Below are 13,082 nucleotides of genomic sequence, written 5' to 3' on the forward strand. Positions count from 1 at the left end.
TCCTAGGGTCGAATCAAGTGACCGCTGGCCGCCAGCGGCTGGCCATCCAGTAATGCACCGTGTTCGCCAAGACGCAAGCGCCCTTGAGCGAACCAGCGCACCGCCAGCGGGTAGATCTGGTGTTCCTGATGGTGAACCCGGTCGGCCAGGCTTTGCACGGTGTCGTCTGGCGCTACCGCAACCACTGCCTGTACGACCAGTGGCCCGCCATCGAGTTCCTCGGTGACGAAGTGCACGCTGCAGCCGTGCTCGGCATCACCCGCCTCCAGCGCACGCTGGTGGGTATGCAGGCCCTTGTATTTGGGCAGCAACGAGGGGTGGATGTTGAGCAGGCGGCCCTGGTAGTGGCGCACGAAGTCGCCACTGAGGATGCGCATGAAGCCAGCCAGGACCACCAGGTCGGGCTGCATGCCGTCGATCAGCGCCATCAGCGCTGCATCGAAGGCTTGGCGCCCATCGAAACCCTGGTGTTGCAGCACTGCGGTGTCGATCCCGGCGGCCTTGGCCCGTTCCAGGCCATAGGCGTCGGCGCGGTTGGAGATCACCCCGCGAATCTGCACCGGGCTGTCTTGACCCAGGCTGCTGTCGATCAGCGCTTGCAGGTTGCTGCCGGAACCCGACAGCAGTACCACGACGTTGCAGGTCTTGCTCGGCATCAGTGTGCCTTGAGGTTTTGCAGCTCGACCTGGGCAGCGCCTTCGGCGGCATCGGCGATCTGGCCGATGACCCATGGCTGCTCACCCGCTGCGCGCAGCACGTTCAGGGCGTTGTCGACCTGATCCTGAGCGACGCAGATGACCATGCCAACGCCGCAGTTCAGTACGCGGTGCATTTCGTGCTCGTCGACGTTGCCTTTTTCCTGGAGGAAATCGAATACGGCCGGACGCTGCCAGCTGGCCACGTCGATGATCGCCTGGGCGTTCTTCGGCAGCACGCGTGGGATGTTGTCGAGCAGGCCACCACCGGTGATGTGGGCCATGGCTTTTACCGCGCCGGTGTCTTTGATCAGCTTGAGCAGCGGCTTGACGTAGATGCGGGTCGGGGCCATCAGCAGGTCAGCCAGCGGCTTGCCGTCGAGCTGGGTGCTGTCGATGTCGGTGTTGGACACTTCCAGGATCTTGCGGATCAGCGAGTAGCCATTGGAATGCGGGCCGGACGAGGGCAGGGCGATCAGCGCATCGCCGCTGGCGACTTTCGAGCCGTCGATGATCTCGGCCTTTTCCACCACGCCGACGCAGAAGCCGGCCAGGTCGTAGTCTTCACCTTCGTACATGCCTGGCATTTCGGCGGTTTCACCACCGACCAGGGAGCAGCCAGCCAGTTCACAGCCAGCGCCGATGCCGGTGACCACGGTCGCGGCGACGTCGACATTGAGCTTGCCGGTGGCGTAGTAGTCGAGGAAGAACAGCGGCTCGGCACCACAGACCACCAGGTCGTTGACGCACATGGCGACCAGGTCCTGGCCGATGCTGTCGTGCTTGTTCAGGTTCAGCGCCAGGCGCAGTTTGGTGCCGACGCCATCGGTGCCGGAGACCAGAACCGGCTGCTTGTAGCCGGCCGGGATCTCGCAGAGGGCGCCGAAGCCGCCCAGGCCACCCATGACTTCAGGGCGTGCGGTGCGCTTGGCCACGCCCTTGATGCGTTCGACCAGTGCTTCGCCGGCGTCGATGTCTACACCGGCGTCCTTGTAGCTCAGGGAGGGTTGCTTGCTCATTGATCCAGGCCTTTAGGAGGGAGGGATTCAGGAAAACGACCGCGACGGCCAAGGCCGGCTGTTGAAGCGGCGGCTGCCTGTTCGTCACTGGTCTGCGAAGGCGCGCGATTTTATCAGGGTTGCCGGGCAGCGGCCATCCTCAGGCCGACCGACTGGCCGGGAATCGATTAAAAAACCTTGTTTAGGCGTGCGCGACTGGTTGCCACGCCAGCGCCTGTATAAGGTATAGAAAAGGCGGCGGACTCTGATTGCTGGCGTGAAGGAGCGATTTTCTCACGCGGTGGTCTGAGCCGGCAGGCGCGATGTTCGCCGTCACTTAGCTCACTGGACAGGAATCCTCCATGCGTTTTCTCAACTACCTGGCCGCCGGTTGCCTGGCCCTGGTCGGCACTGCCGCCCAGGCCGAGGCGGTATCCGGGCTGTATCAAGTTCGCGAACCGCTGCAAGGGCAGGGCAGCGAAGCGCGTACCCAGGCCACTCGCCAAGCCCTGGATACCTTGGTACTGCGCTTGACCGGCGACCCCAAGGCGCCGCAGAGCCCGGCCCTGGCCGCGCTGCGTAGCGACCCGCAGCAGATCATCAATCAGGTCGGTAGCGATGCTGGCCCGCCGGAGAGCGTGCTGGTGGAGTTCGACCCCGGCAGCACCGAGCGCGCCCTGCGCAAGGCGGGCCTGGCCCTGTGGGGCAATAACCGGCCCGCGATTCTCGGCTGGTGGTTGAATGATAGTGTCGATGGCAGCAGCCTGGTCGGCGACGGCCAAAGCGCTGCCGAACCGCTGCGCCGCGCCGCCCAGCATCGTGGCCTGCCGCTGCGCCTGCCGTTGGCTGATCTGCAGGAACAACTGGTCGCCACCCCCAAGCAGCTGGAAGGCAAGGACCCGGCGCCGCTGCGCGAGGCCTCCGAGCGCTATGGCGCCGATGCCCTGCTGGCGGTGCACGCCCATGAAGCCGACGGCAAGTGGCAGGGCAAATGGCAGCTGTGGCTGGGGGATCAGCGCGAACAAGGCGATGCCGAAGGCACTGATCAGGCCGCGTTGGCCGATGCGGTCATGCTCGCAGTCAGCAACCGCCTGGCACCGCGCTATGTCACCCGCCCGGGAGCCAGCAGTGAGCTGCAAGTGCAAGTGCAGGGCATGAACCTGCAGCGCTACGCTGAACTCAGCCGTGTGCTCGAGCCCTATGGCCCGCGCTTGCAGATGGCCGATGGCGCCACGCTGACCTATGCCGTCACCGGCAATCGTGAGCAGCTGCGCGCCCAATTGGGCCTGGCCAAGCTTCAGGAACTGCCAGCCGAACAACCGGCCAGCCCGGCTAATCCGCCAGCGCCCGCAGCACAGCCTGGGGCCGAGCAGCCTGCGGCGGTTCAGGCCGCTGCGCCCAAGCCGTTCGACGGCCTGCGTTTTGCCTGGTAAGGATGCGTGCAAATGATGACTGACCCGCGTCGCTGGGTATGGCTGGGCGTGGCCCTGCTGATCGCCGTGCTGCTATATAGCCTGCACAACATTCTTTCTCCGTTTCTGGTCGGCATTCTCCTGGCGTATCTGGCCGACCCGCTGGTCGATCGCCTGGAACGCCTGGGCCTGTCGCGTACCTGGGGCGTGGTGGTGGTGTTCAGCCTGTTCACCTTGATCTTCATGGCCATGTTGCTGGTGCTGATCCCGATGCTGGCCAAGCAGTTGGTGCGCCTGTACGAACTGACGCCGCAAATGCTCGACTGGCTGCAGCATGTTGCGCTGCCTTGGGTACAGAGCCGCCTGGGCCTGGCCGACGGCTTCTGGAAGTTCGACAAGATCAAGGCCGCGGTCGGCGCGCACATGGGCCAGACCACCGACATCGTCGGCATGCTGCTGTCGCAGGCCACTGCTTCGAGCCTGGCGCTGATGGCGTGGCTGGCCAACCTGGTGCTGATTCCGGTGGTGGGCTTCTACTTGCTACGCGACTGGGACGTGATGATGGCCAAGCTGCGCAGTCTGCTGCCACGCCAGCGTGAGTCGCAGGTGATGGGCCTGGCGGGCGAATGCCATGAAGTACTCGGCGCCTTCGTGCGTGGTCAGTTGCTGGTGATGCTGGCGCTGGGCGTGATCTATTCCAGCGGCTTGATGCTGGTAGGCCTGGAACTGGGTCTGTTGATCGGTCTGTTGGCCGGGCTTGCGGCGATCGTGCCGTACATGGGCTTCATCATTGGCATCGGCGCCGCTTTGATTGCCGGGTTGTTCCAGTTTGGCGGCGATCCGTATCCGCTGCTGGGCATCGTCGCGGTGTTCATGATCGGCCAGGTGCTCGAGGGCATGGTGCTGACACCGATGCTGGTGGGCGATCGCATTGGCCTGCATCCGGTGGCGGTGATCTTCGCGATTCTGGCCGGGGGCGAGCTGTTTGGCTTTACCGGGGTGCTGCTGGCCTTGCCCGTGGCGGCAGTGATCATGGTGCTGCTGCGTCATGTACATGACCTGTACAAGGAGTCAGACATGTACGGCGGCGAGGTCGATCCGGACCTGTGACACCGTCAGGGGCCGTGCAAAGGCCCCTTTTTTTGCATTTTTACCGCGCAACTCATTGATTTTACTTACGCTCTTGCGCTCGCCGATTGTGCCGCCCGCGCTGCGGGTATAGACTTTGCACACTGTTCACCAAAGGCCCCCGTGGTCCTCGCGACCGTCAGCCAGCATGAAACCGATCCAGTTGCCCCTGGGTGTGCGTCTGCGCGATGACGCTACCTTCATCAACTACTATCCGGGCGCCAATGCCGCGGCATTAGGCTACGTCGAGCGGCTATGTGAAGCCGACGCCGGCTGGACCGAGAGCCTCATTTATTTATGGGGCAAACAGGGTGTGGGCCGAACTCACCTGTTGCAGGCCGCCACCCACCGTTTCCAGCAACGCGGCGAACCTGCCGTGTACCTGCCGCTGGCGCAATTGCTCGAGCGCGGCGTAGAGCTGCTCGACCACCTCGAACAATACGAGCTGGTGTGCATCGACGACTTGCATGTGATCGCTGGCAAAGCCGATTGGGAAGAGGCCATGTTCCACCTCTTCAACCGCCTGCGCGACAGTGGCCGGCGCCTGCTCTTGGCGGCCTCCAGCTCGCCGCGGGAGCTGCCGATCAAACTGCCTGACCTCAAGTCGCGCCTGACCTTGGCGCTGATCTTCCAGATGCGTGGCCTGTCCGATGAAGACAAGCTGCGCGCCTTGCAACTGCGGGCTTCGCGCCGTGGCTTGCACCTGACCGATGAGGTCGGCCATTTCATCCTCACCCGTGGCGCGCGCAGCATGAGTGCGCTGTTCGATCTGCTCGAACGCCTCGATCAAGCCTCGCTGCAGGCCCAGCGCAAACTGACCATCCCGTTCCTCAAGGAAACCCTCGGCTGGTAAGTCCTTGAAAACACCGGGCCAGAGCGTTGCGTAGGAAAAGTCACATCTTTTTCGATAAAATTTGCAAATGGCCATGATAGAGGGCATAGTCTCACCCTTCTAAAGGATTACAGACACGGTCGTGCCCATGCTCAAGCGCTTCGCACCCCTCGTGCCACTCGCACTCGTGACCCTGCTTTTTGGCTGCGCGGCTCATGGCCCGGTTTCCCAGCCTCAGGATCAACCCCAGGTTGCCGCCCATTCGGCGGTCATGGCCAACGCTTCGGCCTCTTCGGTTTTCGCTGAAGAGCCAGTGGCCACTGAAGAAGACCTCGACGCCTTTTCCAGCACCAGCAAGCCGTACCAGTTGCCAGTCCTTGCCGACAGCATCCTGGAGCGTGGCATGTCGCTGATCGGCACTCGCTATCGCTTTGGCGGTACCTCGGAGAAATCCGGTTTCGACTGCAGCGGTTTCATCGGTTATCTGTTCCGTGAGGAAGCCGGCATGACCCTGCCGCGCTCGACCCGCGAGATGATCAACGTCGATGCGCCCAAGGTTGCCCGGAACAAACTCAAGCCAGGTGATCTGCTGTTCTTCAGTACCAATGGCCGTGGCCGCGTCAGCCATGCTGGCATCTACCTGGGTGACAATCAATTCATCCACTCCAGCAGCCGCCGCAGTGGTGGTGTGCGCATCGACAACCTCGGTGACCGCTACTGGAGCAAGACCTTCATCGAGGCCAAGCGCGCCCTGGCCATGGCGCCGACCACGATCTCGCGCAACTGATAGCGAATTGCTATATTCTCTCGCGGCGGCGATGCTGAAAAGCTCGCCGCCGTGCGCATTTACAGAAAGCGTCTAATCTAATTTCTCAACTCTTTTCGGCTGCGGTCGATCGGTCTCTGACAGGAAGTTTTGGCCATGGTGATGATGGCGCGCTTCGCACTACTTTCCCTGGTGGCCTTGCTGGCTGCCTGCTCCAGCCGTGCGCCTGCACCGGCGCCGCTGGTCAAGCCACAAACTACCTTCAATCAACAAGTTAGCGCCTCGCCGGTGGCGGAAGATGTGCTGTTCCGGGCGATTGGCTTGGTCGGTACGCCCTATCGTTGGGGCGGTAATACGCCCGATTCAGGGTTCGATTGCAGTGGCTTGATTGGCTATGTGTACCGCGATGCTGCGGGGATCAGTTTGCCGCGTTCGACGCGGGAGATGATCGTCATGCGCGCGCCTACCGTGGATCAGAAGGCGCTGCAGTCGGGGGATTTGGTGTTCTTTGCGACGAACGGTGGGTCGCAGGTTAGCCATGCCGGAATTTATGTGGGGGAGGGGCGCTTTGTTCATGCGCCTTCCACGGGTGGGACAGTGCGTCTGGATTATCTTTCCAATAGCTACTGGGCCAAGGCTTATTTGCAGGCCAAGCGGATCATCCCGCCGGGGCATTTGGCGCAGAATCCCTGATTTGTAGTGTTTATTCTGGCTTCTTCGCGGGCAAGCCCGCTCCCACAGGCATCGCGCCGTTGTTCCGGTTGGCGGTGAGTCTGTGGGGGCGGGCTTGTCCGCGAAAAGACCAGAGTAGTCATTGCCGGCAAGGTCGGTTCTCACAGAAAGACAGTTGCTCCCACAGGCACCGCGCCGTTGTTCCGGTTGGCGGTGAGTCTGTGGGAGCGGGCTTGCCCGCGAAGAGGCCGGAGTAGTCATCGACGATTCCACTTTCGCACCAACTGGCTGGCCCATCGCCGGGCCCTCCCATTAAAAAAAGCCAGTCCTGGGCAGCGTCAACATGCCTGCTGTTCTCCAGCGTTGGTCTGCGTAAATTCAGGGGCTGGCCGACGCTGCAGGTCATTTGGCAATTATGGGCACACACACATGTACCGCCTGATGCACACCTGACTGTCCATGATGGGCGCCTGATAATCAGGCCAGGAGGTGGCCATTGAACGGGATCAAGGACAAGAAACAGCGTCAACTAGAGTCGCTGGATGTGGCGCGGTCGTTGATACAGGTGGTGGAAGATTTTTTGCGTGACTATCCCGACCCGTATGTATTGGCACGCAAGCATGCAGCGCGAATAGTGCTTAAACATACCGGCAAGGCGATCGACCCGCGATTCGTCTGGTGGCACCGGTTCGAGACCTCCAGTTCCAGCAGCCGTAGCTTCAACGGCTGGCAGCACAGCGGCCCGCCAGTGAAATCTGTCACCCTCACTGAACTGGTTGTCGAGCGCTTCGAGCTACGTTTTCAAGATGCCAGTGACGAGTTGGACCTCTATGGCGGCTTCTACAAGCAAGGGGCACAGGCTGCTCATTTCGATGAACGCAACGAAGTGCGCATGCTGGGCAGTGCGGTGCAGCAAGATCTGTGGGCATTGGATTTCGCCGAGGTGTACCGCGCAGAGGTCGCCCAGTTCTGGGCAACGCAGACTGTCAATGTACAGGTACTGGCCAAGATCAATCTGCTCGGCGAATGCGTCAAGGCCGTCCGCGCGGGGCGCATCAGTCCGGCGGATGCCACGACTTTGCGTGCCATGGCAGCTGACGGGTTGGAGTCCTCGGGACAACTGCCGAGCCTCTTGCAGTTACGCCAAGACAGCACCAGTGGCTCGCTGGCAGTAAGTCGGTACGCATTGGGTCGTGGGGACAACGCTTGCATCTACAGTTTTCGCGCAGACAGTGGTCGCGTGCTGCTGTATCTGCCCTGGTCGACAGAGGCGCTGCGAGCGTTCGAGAGCGAACTGGCCATGGCTGGATGGTTGCGCGGCGAATTGAAGAGCACGCAGGGTCTGCAAGGGTTTCTCAGCAATCTGCTGACCAATCCACGCGACAAGTCGCTTGCTGAGTTGGTCCGAGTAACGCTTCGGGCAATCGCCAACACCCGTTCCGATCAGGCCGCCCTGGCGTTGCTGGCGCTTCAACAGGTGCAGATCAGCCAAGACATCTTCGTTTACCTGGCTGCACAGGCCCGCGCCCAGATGCAGGACAGTGCAGCGATCATGCTGGATAACGCCGGGCTGCGCGAGGCGATGTGGAGTGGCTATCTTGCCGCGTTCCTGAATGTATTCGGTGGCTTCGCACCCCTGGGCTGGCCGGTGACCCTGGTGTTGCTCGGTGCTGCGGTGGCAAAACTTGGCCTAGGAGTGGACATATCCCTGCATGCGCCCGGTGAAGAGGCGCGCAAAGCCGCTTTGCGGGATGCGTTGCTCGACAGCCTGTTCGCCGCTTTGAATATGGCTGATCTGGGCTTTCAGTCCAGTTATGCCTCGTTGGCCTACCAGGCACCGTTCCACGAGGCCAATGCATCGCTGTCACAGTGGACTGTTTGCTCTACGCCCGACGCCGTTCTTGCGGGTAAAGAAAGCAATGCGCTGAGCACCGGCGAGCATATCAGCAGTGGACGCTTGTCGGGGCTGCGGGTCACCCCTGACGGCGCTTGCTGGATTATGTTGCGTGGGTTGTCCTATCGCGTGCGTTATAGCCATGAATTGTCTGTCTGGCTCATCGTCTCAGCGGACAAGCCCTTTGCCTTTGGCCCCTTGCTACCGGTACGCCAGAATGATATCGGTGAGTGGGAGTTGCTCGAGCCCCCCAGGCTGCTAGGCGGAAGCCCGCCGCCAGTATCGGGTATACCCAGCCGTACTTCAGCGCTGTGGGACGAGTACATGAAGACTCACGGCGTCCGCAGCAAGCACTTGTCGGCGCAAGCACGAGCACGTCACAAAAAAATTCTGCTTGCATCGGGCATCCCTAGCCTGAGCCCGGATGCGACGCTGGATGTCGACAGTCACGGATTGTCCTGCGTCATGCTCAACGGCAAACCGCAGTACTCGTTTCGCTACGAAGGCGGGGAGTTCGTCAACTTCCTGATCGAGTATTACACCGATGAGGAATCGCAGATCAATCAGGTTTTTCGCGAAGGGGTGCATCGCTACGACGACTGCGCAAGCTACATCGACGATCTGGCTGACACCCTCGAATCATTGCCCAAGAGCAATGCGGTGACGCTGTATCGCGGTGGCCATGGCGGGCGTGGCACCAGTGGTGAGCACTTTCGCCGTGGCCAGTTGAGTGTCGGTGATGTATTGGTCAATACCGACCTGACGTCTTTTACCGAAAACCCCTACCTGGTGCGCCAGTTTTCCTCGTCAAGCACGGTCGGAGAAGCTAGCGGCCTGGATGGATCGTTCGACGATACCTCGGTGGTATTCGAACTGCCGGAAGGGCGTTATCAGAGCGGTATCCCGATCAGTGCATTTTCCATGTACTGGGATGAGGCAGAAACCTTGTTCTTGCCAGGGCATTACTTTCGTATCGACCAGCTGGAGCAAGTGTACGGTGATGGCTACCGGTTCATCCATGTGTCGCTGAGCCAGATCGACAAGCCAGCCGCCGGATCGGTGTACGACATGCGCACAGGTGAGCTGTTCGACCGCGCGGCCTACATTGCCAAAGTAAAATCCTCGGCATTGGTCGAGCGCTTTTTCCCAGTCGTTACCCAGTAGCGGTTGTTACTGGACATCCTCCAGATCCAGATGATCGATGCGCTCAAAACGTTCGATCAAAAAGTCGATCAGACGCCGAACCCGCGTCGAGAGATGTAATTGCTGCGGGTACACCGCATAGACGTCGGCGCGGCTAGGTGTCTGGTCTTCGAGTAGCAAACGCAAGCGCCCGCTACGCACGTAGCGGGCGATGTCCCATTCGGCGCGCAGCAGGATGCCATGCCCTTGCAACGCCCAGTTCAGCGCCACTTCACCATCGTTGCAGCTCAGGGCGCCTTGCACCTTGACGGTCTGCGTTCGCCCGCCGCTGGTGAAGCTCCACACGCCATAGGGCGACTCGTTCTGGCGCAGGAAAATGCAGTTGTGCTGGGCCAGGTCGGTCAGCTTCGACGGCGTGCCGTATTTGTCCAGATACAGCGGTGAGGCGCACAACAGGCGCCGATTGGAGGCGATCTTGCGTGCATGGAACGAGGCGTCGGGCAGGCTGCCAAAGCGGATGCCCAGGTCGAAGCCATGACTGGCCAGGTCCAGCGGATGATCACTGATTTCAAGTTGCACTTCGATATCCGGATAACGCGCGTAGAAGTCGGCGAGCGCCGGGCCGATGTAGCGTCGGCCGAAGCCCAGCGAGGCGTTTACCCGGATCAGCCCCTTGGGCTCGGCGCGATGACGGCCAAGCAATTGCTCGACCTCATCGACCTGCACCAGGATCCGCGCCGCGTGGGCAAAGTACAGCTCGCCTTCAGCAGTCAGGCTCATCGAGCGAGTCGTGCGATTGACCAAGCGCACCCCCAGGCGCGCTTCCAAAGCGCTCAAGCGCTTGCTCACGGCCGGGGGCGTAACCCCCAGCTCACGGGCAGTCGCGGCCAGGCTGCCTTGCTTGGCCAGCAGGTGAAAAAAGCCCAAGTCCTGTGTTGGATTCATTGTTAACCCTGAGTTACCTATGTAGTAATCCAGGGTTAACTGCTGCCCTGATTTCACTACATATACTCGGCCCATACCCGTCAGGACAAGCCCGGCGGGGCACAACAACAATGGGAATCGAGACATGAGCAACTACAAGATCGCAGCAATCCCAGGTGACGGCATCGGCGTGGAAGTGATCGCCGCAGGCGTTGAGGTGCTCAAGGCGCTGGCAGCCAAGCGCGGCACCTTCGGCCTGGACTTCGAGCATTTCGACTGGGGCTCGGAGCGCTACCTGCGAGAAGGCCAGTACATTCCCGAAGGTGGCCTTGAGGCGCTGAAGTCCTTCGATGCGATCTTCTTCGGCGCCGTCGGCAGCCTGGAGGTAGCCGACCATGTCTCGCTGTGGGGCCTGCGTCTGCCGATCTGCCAGGGCTTCGATCAATATGCCAACGTGCGCCCGGCGCGGGTCTTGCCGGGGGTGACCAGCCCGCTGGCCAAGGGCAAGGCGATCGACTGGGTGATCGTGCGGGAAAACTCAGAAGGCGAGTACTCCGGCAGTGGCGGGCGGGTGCATCAGGGCCTGCCGATCGAGGTCGCCACCGAGGTGTCGACCTTCACCCGCGTCGGCGTCGAGCGAATTCACCGTTTTGCCTTCGAGCTGGCCCGCAGCCGCCCGGCCAAGCACCTGACCCTGGTGACCAAATCCAATGCCCAGCGCCACGGCATGGTGCTGTGGGATGAGGTGTTCGCCGAAGTCGCTCAAGACTATCCGGACGTACGCACCACCCGTGAACTGGTCGATGCGGTGACCACCACCATGGTGCTCAAGCCTGAGCAACTGGACGTGGTGGTGGCCACCAACCTGCATGCCGACATCCTCTCCGACCTGGCCGCCGCGCTGTCCGGCAGCCTGGGTATCGCGCCGACCGCCAACCTCAATCCAAGCCGCGATTTCCCCTCGATGTTCGAGCCAATCCACGGTTCGGCCTTCGACATCACCGGCAAAGGCGTGGCCAACCCCATCGCCACCTTCTGGACGGCGGTGATGATGCTCGAGCACCTGGGCGAAACGGCGGCGGCGGCTGAATTGATGTCCGCCATCGAAGCGGTGACCGAGAGCGGCCTGCACACCCCAGACCTGGGCGGCAAGGCCACTACCCGTGAGGTCACCGATGCGGTGCTGGCGCTGATCCGCCGCTGATTCGCGCGACTTGCGCTGCGGGGCCGGTAACCGCCAGGCCCCAAGGCACTCCTGAACAAAAACAACAATCAGGGCCAAATCATGAAACGCATGCTCAGCAAGCTGTACGTGCAAGTCCTGCTCGCCGTCATCATCGGTGCTATCGTCGGCGTGCTCTGGCCGCAGACCGGCGAGGCGCTCAAGCCGATTGGCGATGCCTTCATCAAACTGATCAAGATGCTCCTGGCACCGGTGATCTTCCTCACCGTGGTCACCGGCATCGCCCGCATGGAAAACATGAAAGAGCTGGGGCGGGTGGGCTTTCGCGCGCTGATCTACTTCGAGGTGGTGTCGACCCTGGCGCTGGTGATCGGCCTGCTGGTAGTGCAGGTGTTCCAGCCGGGCGCAGGCATGAACATCGACCCGGCGAGCCTGGATAGCGGCAGCATCGCCAGCTACACCGCCGCTGCCAAGCACAGCTCGTTCCTCGACTTTGTCCTGGGGATCATCCCCGACACCGTGGTCGATGCCTTTGCCAAGGGCAATATCCTGCAGATCCTGCTGTTCTCCATTCTGCTTGGCGTAGCCCTGGCCAAGGCCGGTCCGAAGGCGCAGCTGTTTGTCGACAACCTCGACAGCTTGATGCGCGGCATGTTCGTGGTGGTCAACATGGTCATGCGCCTGGCCCCGATCGGAGCATTCGGGGCGATTGCCACCATCGGCAAGTACGGTTTCGAGTCGCTGTTCTCGCTGGGCAAGCTGATGGCCTGCGTCTACCTGACCTGCTTTGCCTTTGTGGTGGTGATCCTCGGGCCGATCTGCCGCTGGGCTGGCTTCAGCTTGTGGAAGTTCCTGCGCTTCATCAAAGAGGAGCTGTTCACCGTGCTCGGCACCAGCTCGTCTGAATCGGTGCTGCCGCAGATGATCGCCAAGATGGAACAGGCCGGGGTGTCCAAGCCCGTGGCAGGGATGATCATCCCCTCGGGGCTGACCTTCAACCCCGACGGCCAGGCGATCTACTACACCATCGCGGCGATTTTCATTGCCCAGGCGACCAACACGCCGCTGAGCTTCAGCGATCAGCTGATCGTACTGGCGGTGTTGATGTTTACCTCCAAGGGCTCGGCTGGGGTGACGGGGTCGGGGTTCATCATCCTCGCAGCGACCCTGGCTTCGCTGGGCACCATCCCGGTGGCTGGGATGGTCTTGCTGTTGGGCGTGGACCGGTTCATGTCCGAGGCGCGGGCGATCACCAATACCATTGGTAATGGGGTCGGGACGCTGGCGATTGCCAAGTGGGTGGGGGCGCTGGACAAGGACAAGTTGCGCGAGGCGATGGAAGCAGAGGTGGCGGTGAAACAGCAGGAGTCTGCTGCTGGCACCGTTCTTGTGCCTGAGCGATCGGTGTAAGGGGGCCGCTGCCAGGGGCTGCAAT

11 protein-coding genes are annotated in these 13,082 nt (G+C 61.6%); 8 read left to right on the forward strand and 3 right to left on the reverse strand.

Translation table 11 applies throughout. The features are described from left to right. Nucleotides 1-2 precede the first annotated feature (2 nt). Nucleotides 3-656 carry a phosphoribosylglycinamide formyltransferase gene (gene purN / locus OIU19_RS15485; protein WP_264235738.1) on the reverse strand — a complete coding sequence of 218 codons (654 nt, stop codon included), beginning with the start codon at nucleotides 654-656 and terminating at the stop codon, nucleotides 3-5. Continuing rightward, nucleotides 656-1,714, reverse strand: a complete 1,059-nt coding sequence (gene purM / locus OIU19_RS15490) for a phosphoribosylformylglycinamidine cyclo-ligase (protein ID WP_186554651.1) — start codon at nucleotides 1,712-1,714, stop codon at nucleotides 656-658. The genes purN and purM overlap by 1 nt, the downstream gene beginning before the upstream one ends. Nucleotides 1,715-2,055: 341 nt before the next feature. On the opposite strand from purM, the gene OIU19_RS15495 reads away from it, so the two are divergent. The 6 genes from OIU19_RS15495 (at nucleotide 2,056) to OIU19_RS15520 (ending at nucleotide 9,561) form a co-directional block, all read left to right on the forward strand. After that, a complete protein-coding gene (locus OIU19_RS15495) occupies nucleotides 2,056-3,126 on the forward strand; it encodes a DUF2066 domain-containing protein (protein ID WP_264235740.1) in 1,071 nt (356 codons plus the stop codon). Between the two features lie 15 nt (nucleotides 3,127-3,141). Then, nucleotides 3,142-4,215: an AI-2E family transporter gene (locus tag OIU19_RS15500; RefSeq protein ID WP_264235828.1), complete on the forward strand. Its 1,074-nt coding sequence runs from the start codon at nucleotides 3,142-3,144 to the stop codon at nucleotides 4,213-4,215. Nucleotides 4,216-4,381: 166 nt separating this feature from the next. Continuing rightward, nucleotides 4,382-5,086, forward strand: a complete 705-nt coding sequence (gene hda / locus OIU19_RS15505; RefSeq protein ID WP_186554653.1) for a DnaA regulatory inactivator Hda — start codon at nucleotides 4,382-4,384, stop codon at nucleotides 5,084-5,086. Nucleotides 5,087-5,213: 127 nt separating this feature from the next. Beyond that, a complete protein-coding gene (locus OIU19_RS15510) occupies nucleotides 5,214-5,852 on the forward strand; it encodes a C40 family peptidase (RefSeq protein ID WP_264235741.1) in 639 nt (212 codons plus the stop codon). A gap of 135 nt (nucleotides 5,853-5,987) precedes the next feature. Then, nucleotides 5,988-6,524 (forward strand): C40 family peptidase, encoded by a 537-nt coding sequence (locus OIU19_RS15515; RefSeq protein ID WP_264235742.1) that lies wholly within the window; start codon nucleotides 5,988-5,990, stop codon nucleotides 6,522-6,524. A gap of 475 nt (nucleotides 6,525-6,999) precedes the next feature. Next, the gene (locus OIU19_RS15520; protein ID WP_264235743.1) at nucleotides 7,000-9,561 is read left to right on the forward strand and encodes a dermonecrotic toxin domain-containing protein; all 2,562 of its coding nucleotides are present in this window, start codon (nucleotides 7,000-7,002) and stop codon (nucleotides 9,559-9,561) included. A gap of 6 nt (nucleotides 9,562-9,567) precedes the next feature. Here the strand turns inward: OIU19_RS15520 and OIU19_RS15525 are convergent, their stop codons facing one another. Further along, a complete protein-coding gene (locus OIU19_RS15525; RefSeq protein WP_264235744.1) occupies nucleotides 9,568-10,485 on the reverse strand; it encodes a LysR family transcriptional regulator in 918 nt (305 codons plus the stop codon). A gap of 124 nt (nucleotides 10,486-10,609) precedes the next feature. Between OIU19_RS15525 and OIU19_RS15530 the strand changes: the two genes are divergently transcribed. After that, entirely contained in the window at nucleotides 10,610-11,668 is a 1,059-nt protein-coding gene (locus tag OIU19_RS15530; protein WP_186554658.1) for a tartrate dehydrogenase, read from the forward strand. 81 nt (nucleotides 11,669-11,749) lie between these two features. Beyond that, nucleotides 11,750-13,057 carry a dicarboxylate/amino acid:cation symporter gene (locus OIU19_RS15535; protein ID WP_264235745.1) on the forward strand — a complete coding sequence of 436 codons (1,308 nt, stop codon included), beginning with the start codon at nucleotides 11,750-11,752 and terminating at the stop codon, nucleotides 13,055-13,057. Nucleotides 13,058-13,082 lie beyond the last annotated feature (25 nt).

This window comes from Pseudomonas sp. BT-42-2, from assembly GCF_025847435.2.
Classification (GTDB): domain Bacteria; phylum Pseudomonadota; class Gammaproteobacteria; order Pseudomonadales; family Pseudomonadaceae; genus Aquipseudomonas; species Aquipseudomonas urmiensis.

Excerpts from the sequence above, each read along its gene's own strand:
- purN (WP_264235738.1), bottom strand. The coding sequence starts at position 656 with ATGCCGAGCAAGACCTGCAACGTCGTGGTACTGCTGTCGGGTTCCGGC.
- purM (WP_186554651.1), bottom strand. The coding sequence starts at position 1,714 with ATGAGCAAGCAACCCTCCCTGAGCTACAAGGACGCCGGTGTAGACATC.
- OIU19_RS15495 (WP_264235740.1), top strand. The coding sequence starts at position 2,056 with ATGCGTTTTCTCAACTACCTGGCCGCCGGTTGCCTGGCCCTGGTCGGC.
- OIU19_RS15500 (WP_264235828.1), top strand. The coding sequence starts at position 3,142 with ATGACTGACCCGCGTCGCTGGGTATGGCTGGGCGTGGCCCTGCTGATC.
- hda (WP_186554653.1), top strand. The coding sequence starts at position 4,382 with ATGAAACCGATCCAGTTGCCCCTGGGTGTGCGTCTGCGCGATGACGCT.
- OIU19_RS15510 (WP_264235741.1), top strand. The coding sequence starts at position 5,214 with ATGCTCAAGCGCTTCGCACCCCTCGTGCCACTCGCACTCGTGACCCTG.
- OIU19_RS15515 (WP_264235742.1), top strand. The coding sequence starts at position 5,988 with ATGGTGATGATGGCGCGCTTCGCACTACTTTCCCTGGTGGCCTTGCTG.
- OIU19_RS15525 (WP_264235744.1), bottom strand. The coding sequence starts at position 10,485 with ATGAATCCAACACAGGACTTGGGCTTTTTTCACCTGCTGGCCAAGCAA.
- OIU19_RS15530 (WP_186554658.1), top strand. The coding sequence starts at position 10,610 with ATGAGCAACTACAAGATCGCAGCAATCCCAGGTGACGGCATCGGCGTG.
- OIU19_RS15535 (WP_264235745.1), top strand. The coding sequence starts at position 11,750 with ATGAAACGCATGCTCAGCAAGCTGTACGTGCAAGTCCTGCTCGCCGTC.